Source organism: Streptomyces pyxinae (assembly GCF_024756275.1).
GTDB classification, from domain to species: Bacteria; Actinomycetota; Actinomycetes; order Streptomycetales; family Streptomycetaceae; genus Streptomyces; species Streptomyces pyxinae.
Genome location: NZ_JANUGQ010000002.1, coordinates 112,528 through 131,326 on the forward strand (window position 1 = coordinate 112,528; position 18,799 = coordinate 131,326).

14 protein-coding genes are annotated in these 18,799 nt (G+C 74.4%); 8 read left to right on the forward strand and 6 right to left on the reverse strand.

Going from position 1 to position 18,799, the window contains the following annotated elements; translation table 11 throughout:
* Window positions 1–64 precede the first annotated feature (64 nt).
* A complete protein-coding gene (locus NX801_RS03625; protein ID WP_258785402.1) occupies window positions 65–706 on the reverse strand; it encodes a TetR/AcrR family transcriptional regulator in 642 nt (213 codons plus the stop codon).
* A gap of 243 nt (window positions 707–949) precedes the next feature.
* Between NX801_RS03625 and NX801_RS03630 the strand changes: the two genes are divergently transcribed.
* The 3 genes from NX801_RS03630 (at window position 950) to NX801_RS03640 (ending at window position 4,250) form a co-directional block, all read left to right on the forward strand.
* Window positions 950–1,519 (forward strand): TetR/AcrR family transcriptional regulator, encoded by a 570-nt coding sequence (locus tag NX801_RS03630; RefSeq protein WP_258785403.1) that lies wholly within the window; start codon window positions 950–952, stop codon window positions 1,517–1,519.
* A gap of 178 nt (window positions 1,520–1,697) precedes the next feature.
* On the forward strand, window positions 1,698–2,924 hold the full coding sequence (locus tag NX801_RS03635; protein ID WP_258785652.1) for a GDSL-type esterase/lipase family protein: 1,227 nt from the start codon (window positions 1,698–1,700) through the stop codon (window positions 2,922–2,924).
* A gap of 132 nt (window positions 2,925–3,056) precedes the next feature.
* Window positions 3,057–4,250, forward strand: a complete 1,194-nt coding sequence (locus tag NX801_RS03640) for a polyamine ABC transporter substrate-binding protein (RefSeq protein ID WP_258785653.1) — start codon at window positions 3,057–3,059, stop codon at window positions 4,248–4,250.
* A 555-nt stretch (window positions 4,251–4,805) separates the two neighbouring features.
* Here NX801_RS03640 and NX801_RS03645 read toward each other — a convergent pair.
* Both NX801_RS03645 and NX801_RS03650 read right to left on the reverse strand, forming a co-directional pair.
* Window positions 4,806–5,444 carry a TetR family transcriptional regulator gene (locus tag NX801_RS03645; RefSeq protein WP_258785404.1) on the reverse strand — a complete coding sequence of 213 codons (639 nt, stop codon included), beginning with the start codon at window positions 5,442–5,444 and terminating at the stop codon, window positions 4,806–4,808.
* Between the two features lie 461 nt (window positions 5,445–5,905).
* The gene (locus tag NX801_RS03650) at window positions 5,906–6,898 is read right to left on the reverse strand and encodes a TetR/AcrR family transcriptional regulator (RefSeq protein WP_258785405.1); all 993 of its coding nucleotides are present in this window, start codon (window positions 6,896–6,898) and stop codon (window positions 5,906–5,908) included.
* Between the two features lie 166 nt (window positions 6,899–7,064).
* Between NX801_RS03650 and NX801_RS03655 the strand changes: the two genes are divergently transcribed.
* From NX801_RS03655 to NX801_RS03665, 3 genes are all read left to right on the forward strand, one after another.
* Complete coding sequence (locus NX801_RS03655; protein ID WP_258785406.1) at window positions 7,065–8,411, forward strand: UDP-glucose dehydrogenase family protein; 1,347 nt, start codon at window positions 7,065–7,067, stop codon at window positions 8,409–8,411.
* A gap of 284 nt (window positions 8,412–8,695) precedes the next feature.
* Window positions 8,696–9,946, forward strand: coding sequence for a glycosyltransferase (locus NX801_RS03660; protein WP_258785407.1), 1,251 nt, complete (start codon window positions 8,696–8,698; stop codon window positions 9,944–9,946).
* The gene (locus NX801_RS03665) at window positions 9,943–11,580 is read left to right on the forward strand and encodes an MDR family MFS transporter (RefSeq protein ID WP_258785408.1); all 1,638 of its coding nucleotides are present in this window, start codon (window positions 9,943–9,945) and stop codon (window positions 11,578–11,580) included. Before NX801_RS03660 ends, NX801_RS03665 begins: the two co-directional genes overlap by 4 nt.
* Before the next feature lie 272 nt (window positions 11,581–11,852).
* Here NX801_RS03665 and NX801_RS03670 read toward each other — a convergent pair whose 3' ends face one another.
* Window positions 11,853–12,197, reverse strand: coding sequence for a DUF3072 domain-containing protein (locus tag NX801_RS03670; protein ID WP_258785409.1), 345 nt, complete (start codon window positions 12,195–12,197; stop codon window positions 11,853–11,855).
* A gap of 334 nt (window positions 12,198–12,531) precedes the next feature.
* Between NX801_RS03670 and NX801_RS03675 the strand changes: the two genes are divergently transcribed.
* The gene (locus tag NX801_RS03675; protein ID WP_258785410.1) at window positions 12,532–13,122 is read left to right on the forward strand and encodes a lytic polysaccharide monooxygenase auxiliary activity family 9 protein; all 591 of its coding nucleotides are present in this window, start codon (window positions 12,532–12,534) and stop codon (window positions 13,120–13,122) included.
* A 147-nt stretch (window positions 13,123–13,269) separates the two neighbouring features.
* Here the strand turns inward: NX801_RS03675 and NX801_RS03680 are convergent, their stop codons facing one another.
* On the reverse strand, window positions 13,270–13,461 hold the full coding sequence (locus tag NX801_RS03680) for an antitoxin (RefSeq protein ID WP_258785411.1): 192 nt from the start codon (window positions 13,459–13,461) through the stop codon (window positions 13,270–13,272).
* A 155-nt stretch (window positions 13,462–13,616) separates the two neighbouring features.
* Here NX801_RS03680 and NX801_RS03685 point away from each other — a divergent pair, with 155 nt between their 5' ends.
* Complete coding sequence (locus NX801_RS03685) at window positions 13,617–14,738, forward strand: chitinase (protein ID WP_258785412.1); 1,122 nt, start codon at window positions 13,617–13,619, stop codon at window positions 14,736–14,738.
* 94 nt (window positions 14,739–14,832) lie between these two features.
* Here the strand turns inward: NX801_RS03685 and NX801_RS03690 are convergent, their stop codons facing one another.
* The gene (locus tag NX801_RS03690) at window positions 14,833–18,771 is read right to left on the reverse strand and encodes an nSTAND1 domain-containing NTPase (RefSeq protein WP_258785413.1); all 3,939 of its coding nucleotides are present in this window, start codon (window positions 18,769–18,771) and stop codon (window positions 14,833–14,835) included.
* Window positions 18,772–18,799: the final 28 nt, after the last annotated feature.

Genomic DNA, 18,799 nt, shown 5'->3' on the forward strand with positions numbered 1-18,799 from the left:
GTCTGCGGATCTCCTCGGTGTGGACGGGGAGGGGCGGCACGGGCGTAGGGGTCCGCCGCACCTGTCAGGGGACGGGCAGGCCGGCGGCGAGCCGTTCGAAGACCTGGGTGAGGGCCATGCCGAGCGGCACGGGGTGGTCGGAGCGCAGGCTGTGCTCGACGGCCACCGCACAACCCGCCGCGACCACGGCCGCGACCAGGTTCGGGTAGACGTCGCCTCCGGTGTCGGTGCCGGTGCGCCGTGCGACGGCCTCGGCCAGGTCCTGCTGGGCGGCGGCATTGGCCTTGGCGACCTCACCGGCCAGTGCGGGTTCGGCCAGCATGAGCCGTACCCCCTCGTACCACCGCTCGTTCCCTTCGTTCTGCGGCGCGAAGGCGTCCGGCGGTACGAACTGTCCCAGCACGGCATGGCGCAGTGAGTCCCAGAGTGGCTCACCGGCCGGGCGGGCGAGCAGGTCGTCCGCCACCCGGAGCATCCGCTCCACGTGGCCGGCGGCGATCGCCTCCGCTTTGCCGGAGAAATAGTTGCGGAAGGTGCGGACGGAGACATCGGCCTCGGCGGCGATCCGATCGATGGTCACGCGGGCCCAGCCGTGCTGGACGCAGAGGCGGATCGCCGCCTGGCTCAGCGCCGCCCGGGTCTCCCGCTTCTTGCGCTCGCGGAGTCCGGGGGAGCCGCTGGGGCGGCCTTCGGCTGCGGGGGTCATGGAAGCACCCTAGGGTGATGGTTGCCGAATCGGCAAGATTGCTTCACCGGCAAATTCACGGGGGGAGTGGCGGATGGGGTCTGTCGTCTGACTGCTCGGGTGCCGTCTTGCCTAAAGGCTTTAGGTAATTCCATAATGGCTTTGGGGGTGTCTCACAAAGGGTGTCCCCCGGGACGCCCCCCCGGTGTCCCGGGGCTGTGCCGAGCTGTCGCAGGGGCGGTCCGGAAGAAGGGAGAGAGCGGCATGGCTCACGTGGGGCTCACGGTGGAACGGCTGACGCGGGCGGGGGCGGAGCTGGCCGATGAGATCGGCTTCGACCAGGTGACCGTCTCCGCTGTCGCCCGGCGGTTCGGTGTGAAGGTCCCGAGCCTGTACTCGCATCTGAAGAACTCCCAGGACCTCCGGACCAGAATCGCCCTGTACGCGCTGGAGGAACTGGCCGACCGGGCCGCCGAGGCGCTGGCCGGGCGGTCCGGCAAGGATGCCCTGACCGCCTTCGCGGACGTCTACCGCGACTACGCCGGGGAACACCCGGGCCGCTATGCCGCGGCGCGCCTCCGGCTCGACCCGGAGACGGCGGCCGGCAGCGCCGGTGTCCGGCACGCCCGGATGACCCGGGCGATCCTGCGTGGCTACGACCTGACGGAGCCGGACCAGACCCACGCCGTCCGGATGCTCGGCAGTGTCTTCCACGGCTACGTCAGCCTGGAACTGAGCGGGGGCTTCAGCCACAGCGCCCCCGACAGCCAGGAGAGCTGGTCACGGATCCTGGACGCCCTCGACGCGCTGCTGCGGAACTGGCCCGCGCGCTGAGCGCCCGGGCGCGGCCCGTGAGCGACAGGGCGTCACCGGAACACCGCCACCGAAGCGCCGTCGCCGGAACACCGCCGCCGAAGCGCCGCCGCAGAAGAAACTCACCGAAGAAGCGTCACCGAAACACCGCCTCCGGGAGGCCGTCACGATGCCCACCGACCCCTACGACCACGGCGGCATGCCCGCCCGCGCCGACGGCCGACACCAGGACGGCACCGGCGGGCTGATCACCACACCCATCACCGCCGCCATCCTGCGCGGCGCCCTCGACCTCGAGCACACCGCACGGGGGATCCTGCCGCACCGGCTGCCCGCGTGGGCCCGCGCCCAGTGCCCGGACGGTCTGCTCGCGCTCGCGGAGTCCCAGCCCTCCGGTGTGCGGCTGGTCTTCCGCAGCCGGGCCACCCGCGTCGAGCTGGACACCCTGCCCACCAAGCGCGTCTACCCCGGCGCCCCCGCCCGTCCCGACGGGGTCTACGAGCTGCTCGTCGACGGCCGTCCGGCCGGCCGGGCCGTCGTGCCCGGGGGCGACACCCTGACCGTCGACATGACCACCGGGGCCGCCGAGCACCGGCCCGGTGAGCCCGGCACTCTCCGCTTCACCGGCCTGTCCGGCGGCACCAAGGACATCGAGATCTGGCTGCCGCACAACGAGACCACCGAACTGATCGCCCTGCGCACCGACGCCCCCGTCGAGCCCGCGCCCGACCGGGGGCGCAAGGTCTGGCTGCACCACGGCAGTTCGATCAGCCATGGCTCGGACGCCGCCGGCCCCACCACCACCTGGCCCGCGCTCGCCGCCTCGCTCGGCGGGGTCGAGCTGATCAACCTCGGTCTGAGCGGCAGCGCCCTGCTCGATCCGTTCACCGCCCGGACCCTCCGGGACACCCCGGCGGACCTGATCAGTGTCAAGATCGGCATCAATCTGGTCAACGCCGACCTGATGCGGCTGCGTGCCTTCACCCCCGCCGTCCACGGTTTTCTCGACACCGTCCGGGAGGGGCACCCGACCGTACCGCTGCTCGTCGTCTCGCCCATCCTCTGCCCCGTCCACGAGGAGACACCCGGCCCCAGCGTGCCGGACTACTCCGATCTCGCCGCCGGCCGGCTGCGTTTCCGGGCCGCCGGGGACCCGGCGCAGCGGGCGGAGGGCAAACTGACCCTGGAGGTCATTCGCGCGGAGCTGGCCCGGATCGTCGCCCAGCGTGCCGCCACCGACCCCCGGCTGCACTACCTGGACGGCCGGGAGCTCTACGGCCCCGCCGACTCCGCCGAGTTGCCGCTCCCGGACGACCTGCACCCCGACGCCGCCACGCACCGCCGGATGGGCGAGCGGTTCGCCGCGCTGGCCTTCACCGCCGGCGGCCCGCTCGCGGCCCACGACGGACAGGTGGCCACCGGCTGACCGGAGGACGGGGCGGCTCGCGGCGGTCGACAGTCTGTCGCGCGAGCGGGGCAGGGGTCGACGCGGCGTCCATTGCCGGGGCTCCGGGGCGGCCGCCATTCTGCGGGCGTGACGGCGCCCCGGAGTTCCTCCCTGTCCCGCCGGTCGCTGCTGGGCGCCCTCGGCGCCGGCGGCGCCGGACTCGCCCTGACCGGCTGCGGAGTGCCACCCGCCCGGGTGGCCCCGGCCGACCGGGCGGGACCCGACCACTCCACCCGCGAGCGCCGGGTGGACTTCGCCAACTGGCCGCTCTACATCGACGTCGCGGAGAGCGGTTCCGGTGACACCGCCGGTGGCGGGAGTGGCACCTCCCACCACCCCACGCTCGACGCCTTCACCCGGCGCACCGGGATCGCCGTGCGCTACCGCGAGGAGATCAACGACAACGACGAGTTCTTCGGCAAGATCGGCCCCGCCCTGATCAACCGGCAGGAGACCGGCCGCGACCTGGTGGTCGTCAGCGACTGGATGGCCGCCCGGTTCGTCCGCCTGGGCTGGGTGCAGGAGATGGACCGGGAGAAACAGCCGAACGTCGCCCGCGAGCTGGACCCGCAACTGCGCTCGCCCGCCTTCGACCGGGGGCGGCGGTGCAGTGTGCCGTGGCAGAGCGGCATCACCGGGATCGCCTACGACCGCCGGCGGCTCGGCCGCGAGATCCGCGCCACGGCCGACCTCTGGGCACCCGACCTCCGGGGCAAGGTGACCCTGCTGTCCGGGATGGACGAGGCGTTCGCCCTGCTGATGCAGGGGGGCGGGGTGGACGTCACCCGCTGGCGGGCCGACGACTTCCACCGGATGTGCGACCGGGTGGAGAGGCTGATACGGAGCCGCCACATCCGGCGGTTCACCGGCAACGACTACATCAAGGACCTGGCGGCGGGCGATGTGCTGGCCTGCCAGGCGTACTCCGGCGATGTCATCCAGCTCCGCGCCGACAACCCGGACATCGCCTTCGTCGTCCCCGAGGAGGGCGGCGAGCTGTGGGCCGAGAGCCTGGTGATCCCCGACCGGGCCCGCCACAAGGCCAACGCCGAGGCCCTGATCGACCATTACTACGAACCGGAGGTCGCCGCCCGGCTCGCCGCCTGGGTCAACTACGTCTGCCCGGTGCCCGCCGCCCGGGACGTGCTGGCCGCCTCGGACGACGCCGAGACCGCCGCGCTCGCGGAGAACCCGCTGATCTTCCCCGACACCGCCATGCGCTCCCGCCTCGCCATCGCCCGGGACATCGGGGCGGGGGAGCGCCCGGAGTTCGCCAGACGCTGGAACGCGATGGTGGGGCTGTAGCGGCCGTACGGGTGCCCGGGCGGGGCCCACTGGCGCCCGGACGGGGATCCGCGCCGGGGTACGGAGCCGTTCGCGCGTGCCCGGGTACGGGCGCCGCCCCTCGCGAGCCGGAGATGCCCGCCCCCGCGTGCTCGGGTACGGGCCCGCCGCCCGCGTCCCGGGTACGGGCCTGCCTCCGCGTGCCGGGGTACGGACCCGGGGCCAATGAACTCCCGGTGCGCGCCGCCCCGCGGCTGCGGGAGGCGCTCCGCCTCGTCCCCGTACAGCCGGGCGAGGCGCCGGGCCTCGGCCCTGACGCCGACGGCCCGCATGACCCGCATGACCCGCATGACCCGCATGACCCGCATGACCCGCCACGCCCGGGCGCCGTACCCCGCCGGGCGCCCCGGCGAACCGGCTCGCCTCATGGGCGCCCGCGAATTCCGGACAGCCCCGCAGGCAACCGGTACCGGCGCGCCGGGGAACCCCGCCCGCCCCACCGCCGGGCCTCCGCCCCGGCGAGTCCGCTGGTACGGGCTGGGCCGGCGGGACCGGGTGCCCCTGGGTGGCGGGGGCTCAGTCCGCCGCCGGCAGCCCCGCCCGCAGCAGGGCGAAGGCGTGGTCGGCGTCCGCCACCGCCTCGGGGTGGACCTCACCGGCCGGGCGGCCGGCCGCGAGGCGCTCCCAGTTGGCCGTCGCCAGGACGCGTTGGGTGGCGACGATCTGGCCCGCCAGCAGGGCGGCCGTCACCGCGCGCGGCGCACCGCCCAGGGCGTCCGCCAGGGAGTGGGCCAGCGCCTCCTCGGACTGGGCGAGGTGGGCGCCGAGACGCGCCACCAGGCCCGGCGTGGAGTGGACCAGCCGGTGGAAGGCGAGGACGTCCTGGTCGTCGTTGAGCCCGGTGATCGGGTCCCGGGCGGCCAGCCCCGCCAGGAAGTGCCGGTGCAGCGCGTCGACCGCCGCCGCCCCGGAGGCGCACCCCGCGACCACCGAGGCGCTCTCCGTCAGATGGTCGGCGAGTCGGTGCACCACCAGGTCTTCCTTGGTGGGGAAGTAGGCGAACAGCGTCGGCTTGGACACCTCGGCGGCCGCCGCGACGTCCACCACCGACACCTGGTCGAAACCGCGCTCCAGGAAGAGCGCGATGGCCCGCTCCGAGATGGTCATCCGTGTGCGCTGCTTCTTGCGTTCCCGCAGCCCTGCCGACGCCTCCATGCCCGCAGGCTAGCACCGGGCTTACCGGGTCAAGGACCTGACCGGGGCAGCTCGGAGCCGTATGCATTTCGGCCATGTGATGTCATCGCGATCGTGACCCTTCCGCCGTGACGGCTGTGCGGTGCCGCCCGGCGGCCGGGCGGCGGAGACTGACCCGATCAGCTTAAGTGAACCGAGTAAAGAAAGTGACTCGGTTCGCTGAATTCACCCGCAAGAGTGCTGTTGGCACCGCCCGGCGCCCGCAGTCGCCCGGCCGGGCCGGGGCCCTCGCGGCCCGGTAGTCACCCGGCCGTGCCGAGCCCTCCGGGCCCGGCGGTCCGCCCGTGGGTCGCCGCGTCCGGCCCGGGGTCCCCGGCGGTCCCGTCGGCCGGCCGCCACCGAGCCGGGGCTGGAGCCGGGTGCCCCGAGGTCCGCCGGGCGTGCCCGGAAGTGCCCCCGCTGCGGCGCCGGGGGAACGGCCGTCAGTCCCCGGGCGGGCGGCCGCAGGGGCAGGAGTCCGGGCAGGACGGGCAGCCGGGGTGGGAGCCCGGGCCCAGCAGCGCCGTCAGGGCGGCGTGCAACTGGCGGTGCAGGGTGTCCTCCGGGGCGGTGGACAGGGCGGGTAGCTGGATGACCTTCCGCATCAGGCTGATGCCCAGCAGCCAGGCTGCCAGCAGCTCGGCGCGGAGCTCCGGATCGGGGCCGTCCAGCCGCTGGGCGAAGCGCTCGGAGAACACCCCCGCCAACTCGTTCCGGAACCGGCAGGCCTCCTCGCTGCGGCCGGGGGAGCGGAGCACCGCCAGCACCGGATGCGGTATCTCCTCGTTGGGGGCACCGCTGGTGACGAAGTCGCTGATCCACGCGGCGACCTCGTCGAGCGGGGTCTCCAGCAGCGGGTCGAAGATGGCGGTGTCCCGGGAGACCGCGGCGAACAGGGCCTCCTTGGAGCCGAAGTAGCGGTAGACCAGCGCCGCGTCCACCCCCGCGTCGCGCGCGATGTCCCTGATTCCCGTGCCGTCGTAGCCGAACTGGCCGAAACGCAGCGAGGCCGCCCCCAGCAGCGCGCTCCGGGTGCCCGCCGCGCTCCGTTTGCCCGGCCCGGCGCGCCGGGCGTCCCCCGGGTGCCCCGGAGGGCAGCCGTCCGGGCCGTCGTGGTGCCCGCCGGGACCTGCCGGTCCCGCCGGGCCGGACTCGGCGCACCCGGGGCCGGGCTGTTCCGGTCCGGGGCACCCGGCTGCCCCGGAATCCCCGGCCGCCGGGTGTTTCGTGTCCGGGCGCCGGCGCCCCGCCCGGGGCCCGGATGCCTTCTCCCCGGCGGACGCGGCGGGTGTCGTACCGTCCGTTCCGCCCGAGCCGGCCTCGGCCGGAGGAGCGCCGGCCGCGTCCGGCCCGCGCCGGTCCGTGCCCTCCGCGCCGGCCCGGTGGGAGCCCGCCCGGCGCGCACCGGCCGCTTCTTCCGTCCTCGATCCGCTCATCTCTCGTACCCCTGCCTCGGTTGGTGGTTCAGCGGGACATGGTCCTCGTTCCCGCTCGTGTCCGGAAGTCATCGGTCGTTGTCATCAATCGTTGACTGGCTGACATGGCACAGGCATACAGTCACATCACCGCTGTCTGATCGATCGTCGGAACAGGTGATGACCCATGCTCCATGTCTCTGACCACCATGGCTCCCAGGACCGCCACGACGCTCGGGTCGTCGTGATCGGCACCGGTTATGTGGGCCTGACCACCGGCGCCTGCCTCGCCTCGCTGGGACACCGGGTGGTGTGCGCGGACGCCGACTCCGGGAAGGTCGAACGCCTGAGCCGGGGCCAGGTGGACATTCTCGAACCGGGCCTGCCGGAACTCGTCGCGGACGGACTCGCCACCGGTCGGCTGGTCTTCACCGGCGACACCGTCTCCGCCGTACGCGAGGCGGAGGTGGTCTTCCTCTGCCTGCCGACCCCCATGGGGCTGGGCGGGGCCGCCGACCTGGCCGCGGTGGAGGCCGTCGCCGGTCAGGTCCGGCACGAGCTGCCGGACGGTTGTGTGGTGGCCAACAAGTCCACGGTGCCGGTGGGCACTTCAGGACGGGTCGCCGCGCTGCTGGGGCGGCCGGACGTGGCGGTGGTGAGCAATCCCGAGTTCCTCCGCGAGGGACGCGCGGTGCACGACTTCCTGCACCCCGACCGTATCGTCGTCGGTGGGGCGCCGGAGGCCGTCGAGCGGGTGGCCGCGCTGTACGGGACGCTCGGCGCCCCGCTGGTGCGCACCGACGCCGCCAGCGCCGAACTCGCCAAGTACGCCGCCAACTTCTTTCTCGCCATGAAGCTGTCCTTCGCCAACAACCTGGCGACTCTGTGCGAGAGCTTCGGTGCCGACATCGCCGATGTCACCGCCGCAATCGGCCAGGACCCGCGCATCGGCTCCGCCTTCCTCCAGCCGGGGCCCGGCTGGGGCGGTTCCTGCCTGCCGAAGGACACCCATGCCCTGCTCTCGGTCTGCGAGGCGGCCGGCATCGACTTCCCGCTGCTGCGCGCCACCATCGACACCAACGTCGCCCACCAGGAGCGGCTCGTGGAGCGGGTGGTGGCCGATCTCGTCCCCGCCGGCGGCTCACCGGCCGGCGCCAGGCTGGCCCTCTTCGGCCTGACCTTCAAGGCCGGCACCTCCGACCTGCGCGACTCGCCGGCGCTGGCGGTCGCCCGGGCTCTGCGCGACCTCGGTATCGAACTGGTCGCGTACGACCCCGCGTTGAGCGCCACCCGGCCGGACCTGACCGACCTGCTGACCCTGGCGGACGATCCGCTCAGCGCGGCCGACGGGGCCGCCGCCTGCCTGATCCTCACCGAGTGGCCGGAGTTCCGCGACCTCGACTGGGAGGCGGTCGCCGCCCGGATGGACGGGCGTACCGTGCACGACTTCCGCAACCTGCTCGACCCGGACCGGCTGGAGCGCGCCGGCCTCGTCCGGCAGAGCATCGGCCGCCCGTACGCCCTCACCGGCTGACGACCGCCGCGTCCCCGGGCGCGACCCGAAGCCCGGCCCGGGTCGCCGTGTACCCCGCCGCGACCCGGCGCCCGGCCCGGGGCCGTACACCCTCGTGCCCGGGGCCGCACCGCGTCCGCCCGGGGCCGTACATCCCCGCGTCCGGGGTCGCGGTTCCCCGTCCCGCGACACCCCCGCGCCCCCCCCCGCGACACCTCATGACACTCATGACGACTTACCACACCTCACCACACCTCACAGCCGGACATGACATGACCGGACCCGAGCCAGAAAGGTCTCTCCCCATGCGGGTTCTGTGCACCACGACCGGAAGCCCCTCGCACGGCCGTGCCCAACTTCCGCTGCTCCGCGCCCTGGCGGCCGCCGGACACGAAGTACGGGTGCTCACCACCTCCGACCTCGTGCCGTTGTTCCGCCACGACGACTTCCAGGTCGAACCGTCCCTCCCCGACTTCTCGCCGGGCGCCCTGCTCGGAAAGGACGGTGACGACGACGATGCCGCGCCCGGCTCGGCCCTTGCCGCCCTGGCGGACCTGAAGCCGGAGGAGCAGCGGGAGGCGCTGATGCCGCTGATGGCCAAGGCGCTCTCCGGGCCGCTGGCGAAGCTGATGTACGAGGCCATCGCCCCGGTGGCGCGGGAGTACCGGCCCCATCTCGCCCTTCGCGACGGCATGGACCTCGGCACCGTCCTCATCGGCGAGGAACTGGGCATCCCGCACCTGCCCACCCCCTCCGGCGCCAACAATCTCCTCGACCCCGCCACCCTGCTCGACGGCCTGAACGAGGTACGCGCGGAACTGGGCCTGCCCATACAGGACGACCCGCTCTCCGTGGTCGCCCACGGCCGGGTGGACTACGTACCTGCCGCCTTCTCCTTCGCCCGGCACATGCCCGCCCCGCTCGCCTACCGCCAGACCGTGGAGGTGGAGCGCTCCTCGATCCTCCCCGACTGGTTCGCCGAACTCCCCACCGACCGGCCGCTGGTGTGGGCCGCCATCGGCACCGCGCTGCCGATGATCCAGAAGCAGCGGGAGGAGGGGAAGCAGGAGGAGCTGCCGTTCGAGATGCCGGACCCGGTCAAGTCGCTCCGTATCATCCTGGACGCGGCGGCCGAACTGACCGAGTGCACCGTGGTGGTCGCCACCTCCGGACTGCCCGTGTCCGACGCCGGCCTGCCCTCCCATGTGCGGCTGACCGAGTGGCTGCCGCAGCCCCTGGTGCTGGAGACCGCCGACCTGTTCCTCACCCACGGCGGCTTCAACAGCGTCCGGGAAGCGCTGCGCACCGCCACGCCGATGGTCGTCCTGCCGCACTTCGGCGACCAGTTCGCCAACGCCGAGCGCGTCGCGGAACTCGGCTTCGGCCGCGGGGTCACCGACTTCACCCCTGACGCGGTGGCCGCCGCCTGCCGCGCCGTGCTGGCCGACGAGCGGGCCGGCCAGGTCGCCCGCCGGGCCCGGCTGGAGATGCTGACACTCCCGGACGTCGCGACCGCGGTCACCGACCTGGAGCGGCTCGCCGGAGTCACCACGTGACCTCTGCGGACGCGGTCCGCCGGGACCCCCGCCGGCCGGAGGGGGACCCGGCGGATCCCGGTGCGCGGCTGACCCACCGCCAGGTGATGACCGTCATGTCCGGGCTGATGCTGGGCATGTTCCTGGGGGCGCTCGACCAGACCGTGGTCTCCGCCGCGCTGCGCACCGTCGCGGACGACCTGCACGGGCTGACCGCGCAGGCCTGGGTGACCACCGCGTATCTGATCACCGGCACCATCTCCACCCCGCTCTACGGCAAGCTCTCCGACATCCACGGCCGCCGGGTGGTCTACGTCTGGGCCATCGTCCTGTTCACGGCCGGTTCGCTGCTCTGCGCCTGCGCCACCTCCATCCACCAACTCGCCGTCTTCCGGGGCATCCAGGGCCTGGGCGGCGGCGGACTGATGTCGCTGGCCATGACGGTGATCGCGGACATCACCTCGCCCCGCGAACGGGGCCGGTACCAGGGCTGGTTCATGGCGGTCTTCGGCGGCTCCAGCATCATCGGGCCGGTGATCGGAGGGGTGTTCGCGGGTGCCGGGACGCTGCTCGGGATCACCGGCTGGCGCTGGATCTTCCTGATCAACGTGCCGCTGGCGGCGGTCGCGCTCGCCGTCATCGTCCGGGTGCTGCGCCGGCTGCCCCATCAACCCGTGCCACACCGGCTGGACTACGGGGGTGCCGCCGCCCTCGCCGTCGGAGTGGTGCCGCTGCTCGTCGTCGCCGAACAGGGCCGCGCCTGGGGCTGGGTGTCTCCGGTGACCCTCGCCCTCGGCGTCCTCGGGGTCGTGGGTCTGGTCGCGTTCGTGCTCGTCGAGCGGCGGATGGGGGAGGCGGCGCTGCTGCCGCTCCAGCTGTTCCGTGTCCGCAGCTTCCGCCTCGGCACGCTGCTCCACTTCGGCATGGCCATCGGCATGTTCGGCGCGATGACCACGCTTCCGCTCTATCTCCAGCTGGCCAAGGGCATGTCACCGATGAGCGCCGGTCTCGCCCTGCTGCCCACCACGGTGGCGAATGTCGCCGTCACCCTGACGGTGGGCCGGCTGCTCGCCCGTACCGGACGGGTGAAACCCTGTCTGGTGGCGGGCATCGGCTGCTTCACCGCCGCCCTGCTGGTCTTCGCCACGCTCCGGGCGGACAGCCCGCTGTGGTACGTCTCCGTCGGCCTGGTCCTCATGGGCGCGGGCCTGGGTGCCTCGCTGCAGAGCATGACGACCCTGGCCCAGTCGGAGGTGCCCCGCTCGGACATGGGGGCCGCCACCGCCGCGGTCAACTTCTTCCGCTCCAACGGCGGTACGGTCGGCGCCGCCGCCTTCCTGTCGGTGCTGTTCTCGCTCGCGGGCACCTGGATCAGCGAACGGCTCGCCACCGCCCTCCGGGACGGCCCGGTGCGCCGGCTGGCCGAGGAGCCGGAGAACGCGCGGCTGCTGAGCGGGGTGCTGCGCCCGGACGGCGGGGTCGATCTGGAGGACTCCGCCTTTCTCCGGGACCTGCCCGCGCCACTGGCCCGGCCCTTCCTGGAGGGGTACGTCAGCGCCATGCAGGTGGCGTTCCTGGCCGGGGCCGCGGTGACTCTGCTGGCCTTCCTGGTCGCCGTCAGCCGGGTGCCCGATCTGCGGCTGTCGGACGAGTGAGCGGCCGCTGACGAGGAAGGGGAACGGCAGGGGGCGGGGTCCTGATGGACCCCGCCCCCTCGTCCGGTGTCCCCTCCGTGAGCGGCCCCGGCCTCCGACCCTCCCGGCCGGGTCGGGACCGCGCGGCCGGGAGGGTCGATCTTCCCCGCACCTCCGGCAGAGGCCCGGGGGGCCCGGCACCGGAGGCGTTCCCCGGCAGGGGCGGGGGCGGGGGCGGGGGCAGGGGCAGGGCTCGGGTCGGTCCGGGCTCGGGTCCGGCACCGGGCCGGGATTCACCGCGTCCCGGCGCCGCCGTTCTCCGGCGTGTCCGCGCCGGACCCACCGGTGCGGGGCGAGGCCCCCTGCAGACGGTCGATCATGCGGGACGCCTCGGCCTTGGTGAGCGTCTCGGGGACATCCTCGCCCGCCTCGCGGGCCAGGGTGCGCAGATAGCTCAGCTGGGGGCCGGTGGCGGGCTCGTCGCCGGTCACCCACTCCTCGACGTCCTTGCGGGGATTCTCCCCGGCCCCGCCGTTCGCTCCGCCGGCGTCCCTCGTTCCGCCCGCGTCGTTCGTGCTGCCCGGGCCGTTCGGGCCGTCCGTGTTGTGCGTATCGCTCATGTCACTCATGTCACTCATGGGGACCGATTACCCCGCATCGCCCGGAGGACCCCCACCCCGCCGAGCCCGGAACCGGCCCCCGGGACGGCTCTCCGAACCGGTCCCCGGGACGGCTCTCCGAACCGGCCCCTCGAATGGCCCCGGGACGACTTTGACGGCACTCCATTGGTATGGACATGACCAACGGTCGCGGCTAGCCTCGAACTTGGTCTAGACCGCAGCGGCGGGCGTACGCCCTCCGGACCCCCATGCCCTGCCATCCCCCCCCCCCCCCGCCGCTCCGCCCGGCAGGCGCTCCGGAGGGCTCCGCGTCCGCGAGACATCCGGATCCCCAGGACCACGGGAGCGAACCATGCGCAACAAGATCGCGTCGTTACTGCTCGGTCTCGGGCTGGCCGGCGGCGCCTTCCTCGCCACCACCGGCAGTGCCCAGGGCCACGGGTACACCGACTCGCCCGTCAGCCGCCAGCAGCTCTGCGGCAACGGCACCGTCCGCGGCTGCGGACAGATCCAGTGGGAGCCGCCCAGCGTGGAGGGCCCCAAGGGCTTCCCCGCTCGCGGCCCCGCCGACGGACACATCTGCTCGGGCGGAATCGGCCGATTCTCCGAGCTGGACGACCCGCGCGGCGGGAACTGGCCCGCCGCCACGCTCGTCGCCGGAGAGAGCCACACCTTCGTCTGGCGGATCACCGCCCGGCACGCCACCACGGACTTCCGGTACTACATCACCCGGGACGGCTATGACCCCACCAAGCCGCTGACCAGGGCCGACCTCGATCCGCAGCCGTTTCTGACCGTACCGTTCGGCGGCCGGCTCCCCGGCTCCACGGTCAGCCACTCGGGCACCCTGCCGCAGAAGTCCGGCCGGCACCTCATTCTCGGCGTCTGGACCGTCGCCGACACCGGAAACGCCTTCTACGCCTGCTCCGACGTGCGGTTCTGAGCTTCCCGGCCCGGGCCGGGAAGCCCTGCGGGGCCCGCTGATCCCGGGCCGTACGCCTGCCGTACGCCTCGCGGGGCCCGCCGGCCGCACGGCAAGGGCCCCCTGCCCGGTCGAACGGGCAGGGGGCCGGAGCCGGTGGGGCGTGCGCTACTGGTCCTGCCGACCGCCGCCGTAGGAACGGCGCGCCGCGTCGGCGGCCTTGTCGGTCTGCGCGTCGTACTTGTTCCCGGTGCGCTCGTCCACCAGCTTCTCGGCGCGCTCCACGCCCTTGTCGGCCTGGTCGGGATGGCCCTTCGCCATCTCCTTGGCCTTGTTCGCCAGGTCGCCCAGCTTGCCCATGAGAGTCCTCCTGGGGTTGTACTCGTGCGTCGTACGCCCCTCCTGGTACCCACCCGATCCGCACCGAATCACATCGGTCCGTGAGAACCGGCAGAGCCGCGTCACACCGGTCCGCGCGACCCGGCAGAAGGGAGTCCGCCATGCCCGGACGGAGAATGGAAGAGACACGTACGCGACGCGGACGGTCCCTGCCGGCCGTCGCCGGCCTGCTGTTCGCGGCCGCCGTCCAGGTCCTGGTCGGCACCGCCCCGGGCGCGGCCGCCCGCGCGGACACCCCGGCCGGGGCACCCGCCGCCCGCGCGGCCGCCGACGGCGAGCGCACCGGCTGCGCGCTCCGGCCCCGGCCGCAGGGGAAGGTGCTCCAGGGCTACTGGGAGAACTGGGACGGGGCCGCCAACGGTGTCCATCCGCCGTTCGGCTGGACACCGGTGACCGACCCCCGGATCCGCGACCACGGCTACAACGTCCTCAACGCGGCCTTCCCGGTCATCCGCTCCGACGGCACGGTGCTCTGGGAGGACGGCATGGACGCGACCGTCCGGGTGCCCACCCCCGCCGAGATGTGCCAGGCCAAGGAGGCCGGGCTGACCGTGCTGCTCTCCATCGGCGGCGCGGCGGCCGGCATCGATCTCAGCTCCAGCGCCGTGGCCGACCGGTTCGTCCAGACCGTCGTACCGATCCTCCGGACGTACAACTTCGACGGCATCGACATCGACATCGAGACCGGCCTCGTCGGCAGCGGCGACATCAACCGCCTCTCGCCCTCGCAGGCCAATCTGATCCGGATCATCGACGGGGTACTCGCCGCCATGCCGCCCGGCTTCGGCCTCACCATGGCCCCCGAGACGGCGTATGTCACCGGCGGCAGTGTGGTCTACGGCTCGATCTGGGGCGCCTATCTGCCGATCGTCAAGAAGTACGCGGACAACGGCCGGCTGTGGTGGCTCAACATGCAGTACTACAACGGCAGCATGTACGGATGCTCCGGCGACTCCTACTCCGCCGGTACGGTCCGGGGCTTCACCGCCCAGACCGACTGCCTGGACAAGGGACTGGTCGTCCAGGGCACCACGATCCGGGTCCCGCTGGACCGCCAGGTGCCCGGGCTGCCCGCCCAACCCGGCGCGGGCGGTGGCCATCTGGCGCCCGGCTCGGTGGCGCAGGCGTGGAACACCTACGGCGGCGCGCTGAAGGGCCTGATGACCTGGTCCGTCAACTGGGACGGCTCGAAGAACTGGAGCTTCGGCGACAACGTCAAGGCCCTCCAGCGCCGTTGAAGCGCCGCCGGCTCCCGCTCCCGGCTCCCGCTCCTGGCTCCCGGGCCGGGCCCTCGCGCCCGGGGCCGGCCACCGCGCACACCGGTCCCGGCGCTCATCCGCAGGGCGGATCGTACGGCAGGACGGGGGAGACCAGCTCCCGCCACACCGCCGGGGTCATCGCCGTCCGGGTGGCCCGGCAGAGCGTGGCCACGGCCCGGCCGGGGTCGGTCTGCCAGAGCCGTACGGTGCCGTCCCCGCCGGCGCTGAGCAGGGTGCCGTCCCCGGGGCCGAAGGAGAGCGCCGCCACCTCCCCGTTGTGTCCGGTGAGCGGAAGCCCGTAGGCGGTGGTGCGGGCGGGCTCGGCGGTGTCCCACAGCCGGATCTGGCCGATCGCGTTCCCCACCGCGAGCAGCCGTCCGCCGGGCGCGAAGCCCAGGCTGTTGACGATGCCGCCCGCCGGCAGGGGGCCGCCCAGCGCGCCCGGCGGGCCGGTCCCGGACGCGTCCCAGAACTGTACGGTGCCGTCCCCGCTGCCCGTGGCGAGGAGCGGCGCCCGTGGATGCGCCGCCAGCGCGACGATCACATGCCCGCCGGACCGGGCGGCGAGCAGCGAGGGCGGGGACCCCCGGCCGGTCCGCCACACCCGGATCGCGTTGAAGACGTCACCCGTGTAGATCCGGTCGCCGGAGGCGGCGGGTGCCATGCCCCGGACCGGGAACTCCTCACCGGGCAACTCACCGCCGAGCGCGGCGGGCCGGCCCGGGTCGGTCACGTCCCAGGCGCGGAGGCCGCCGATGTACCCGCCCTCCAGCCGCATCGAGGCGGCGGCCAGGGTGTGCCCGGCCGCGTCGAAGGCGAGCGCGGAGACCGGCTTGGTCTGGCCCGGCAGCGGTCCGCCCAGGGCCAGCGGCCGGGCGGGGACGGTCAGATCCCAGAGCCGTACACCACCTCCGGAGTCCCCGGTGGCGAGCACCCGCCGGCCGTCCGGACCGGTGCGGAAGGCCAGCGCGTTGACGGTCGCCGGAAGGCGCGGCAGCCCGCCGAGCGGGGTGAGCCGGGCCGGGTCGGAGACGTCCCACAGGGTGACGTACGGGCCGCCGGCCACCGCCGCCAGTCCTCCGTCGGCGGAGCGCGCCAGGGCCCCGGCCGCCCAGCCGCCGGGCAGGACGGCCAGGGTCGGGGGCAGCCGCCACAGCTGTACGCGGCCGTCGGCGCCGCCGCTGGCGAGCACCCGCCCGGTGGGGTCGAAGTCCAGCCCGCCGACCAGGGTCGAGTGCCCCCGCAGCGTCGGCAGCAGCCACCGCGTCCGGTCCGGGGCACCGGCGTTCCAGAGCGTGACACCGCCGGTGTTCTCCCCGGTGGCCAGCATCCGCCCGTCCGGCGAGAAGACGACCGAGCTGACGGGCGAGCCATGGAACAGGGTGCCCCGCAGCCGGGGCCGCCTCGGGTCGGCCAGGTCCCAGACGAGCACCCGGTAGTCGCTCCCGGCGGTGGCCAGCACCGCACCGGCCGGGCTGAAGGCCACCCGGTTCACCACCCCGGTGTGGCCGCCCAGATCGCCGCCGAGCGCGACCGGCCGGGCGGGCTCGGTCACGTCCCAGAGCCGTACCAGCAGCCTTCGCCCCCGCCCCGGTCCGGTACCGCCGCAGACCGCCAGGGCGGCGCCGTCCGCGCTGAAGTCCGCCGAGGAGATGCCCTGTCCCCGCACCGAGACCACCGTGGCGAGCGGGCGCGGCCGCCTCGGATCGGTCACGTCCCACAGCCGCACGGCGCCGGTCTGCGCGGTCTGGACCACCGAGGAGACGACGACGGCGAGAGTCCGGCCGTCCGGGCTGAACCGTACGCCCACCACCCCGCTGCCCCGGGGCGCCGCCGACCGCGCGGCCAGCAGTACCGGGTGCCGGGCGCCGGAGACGTCCAACAGCCGCAGGACTCCGTCGAGATGACCGGTGGCCAGCAGGTCGCCGCGCCGGTTGTGGGCCACCGCCGCCACCCCGGAGCCCGTCCCCGGCCCGTCTCCGGCCGTCCCCGCCCCCGGGCTCGCGGAGCCCGTCGCCGCACCGTCCGCGGCCACCGGCCGGTCCGGGTCCGAGGTGTCCCAGAGACGGAGCGCCGGCCCACCGGTGACCAGCCGTCCCGCCCGGCCGAAGTCGAGCGGCGGACCCAGATCGGCCCGCCCCGGCAGCGGTACCGGCAGCACCGCCCCCGCCTCCGTGGTCAGTTGGGTGCGCAGCGCCGGGGTGGGCCGCATCCGGTGGGCGACCAGATCGAGCTGGGCGGCGAGCGAGGCGTCGGTCGCCCGGCGCCGGTCGGCCTCGGCGCTCACCCGGTCGAAGATCGCGTTGTCCCGCTGCTCCAGCGCCTCCCGGCGGCGGTCGAGCGCGAGGACCGCCAGCGCGGAGGTGAGCAGCGCCAGCACCGTGACGGCGGCCACCGCCGCGCGTCCCGCCAGCCGGGCCCGGCGGCGCTGCCGCTCCGAGGCGGCCAGGAACTCCGCCACCAGCGGGGCCCGGTCGCCGGACGCCGTGGCCGCCGCCCAGGACCGGGCGAGCTCCAGCCGGGCCCCGCGCAGCAGTACCGAGGAGTCCCGCCGCCCGCCGCGCTCCCAGACGACGGCCGCCTCCTCCACCTCCTGCCGCACCGGAGCGCCCTCCCGGACGGTGCCGATCCACCGCCGCAGCCGGGGCCAGGCCCACAGCAGCGCCTCATGGGTGACCTCCACCGTGACGGTCGTGACAGTCGTGACCGCCGAGGCACCCGGGCCGGCCGGTTCCCCGTCCGCCGAGGCGTCGTCCCGCTCCGGAAGGGGTTCCGGGCCCGGGTTCTCCCGCCATCCGGCGCCCTGGGTGAGCAGCCGGGCGCCGGTGAACCGCTCGGCCACCTCCACCACCGCCTCCGGCACTCCGGTGACCAGACCCAGATCGGTACGCGTCCGGCGGCGCCGGGTCACCTCGCCACCGTCACCGACCCGGACCAGACCCAGGAACAACTGCCGGGCCACCTGCCGTCCGGCCGGGCCCAACCCCTCGTACACCTCCTCGGCGGTGGCCGCCACGGCGCCGTCGATGCCTCCGGCGTCGCGGTAGCCGTCCACCGTCAGGGTGTCGCCCCGGCGCGCCAGCCAGGTGGCCCGCAGCGCGTGCGCGAGCAGCGGCAGCCGGCCGGCCCCGTAGGCGCCGTCGTCCGGGGCCGGTCCGGTGCCGCGCAGATCCCGCAGGATGACGTCGACCAGCCCCGGAGCGAGCGACAGCCCGCCGAGCGCGGCCGGCCGGACCACCGCCCGCCGGACCTCCGCGCCGGTCATCGGTCCCACGACCACCTGATGGCGGGCCAGCGCCTCGCGCAGATGCGGGTGGGCCGCGCACTCGCCGTAGAAGTCGGCGCGCAGCCCGTAGACGGCCAGGGCCACCGGATCCTCGCCGCCGGTGAGCCCGGCGAGCACGTCCACGAACGCCCGCCGCGCCGCCGGGTCCCCGCAGAGCGTGAACAACTCCTCCAACTGATCGACGACCAGCAGGAACCGGCCGCCCGGCGCCGGCCCCAGCCGCTCCCGCACCAGGCCGGCCAGTCGCTCGCCGTCCGCGCCGTCCCGTACCGCCGCGCCCGGGGTGCCGTCCCCGGTGAGCCGGTCGAGCCCGGCGGCGAGCGCCCCGAGCGGATCGCCGGTCGGGGTGAGCAGCAACTGCGACCAGTGCCGCGAGCCGTCGAACTGCCCCCGCTTCAGCGCCGGTACGAGCCCGGCCCGCAGCAGCGACGACTTGCCGGCACCGGACGGCGCCACCACCGTCAGCGGCCGGCCCTCGGCCAGGCAGCCGTCCAGCCGGTGCAGCATCCGGTCGAGCAGCGCCTCCCGCCCGAAGAACAGCCCGGACTCGCCGTCCCCGAACGCCCGCAGTCCCGGGTACGGGCACCAGTCGCCCGCCGCCGTACCGGTGGCCCGGGTGAACTCCTCGTCGCCGTACCGGAAATGAAGGGTCACTCCGGCTTGGACGACGATCATGTCCCCGGCCGCCTGCATGATCTGGCCGCCGCCCGTCACCGAGGCGCTCATGCGTTCCCGCGCCTCCCGCTCACCGGGA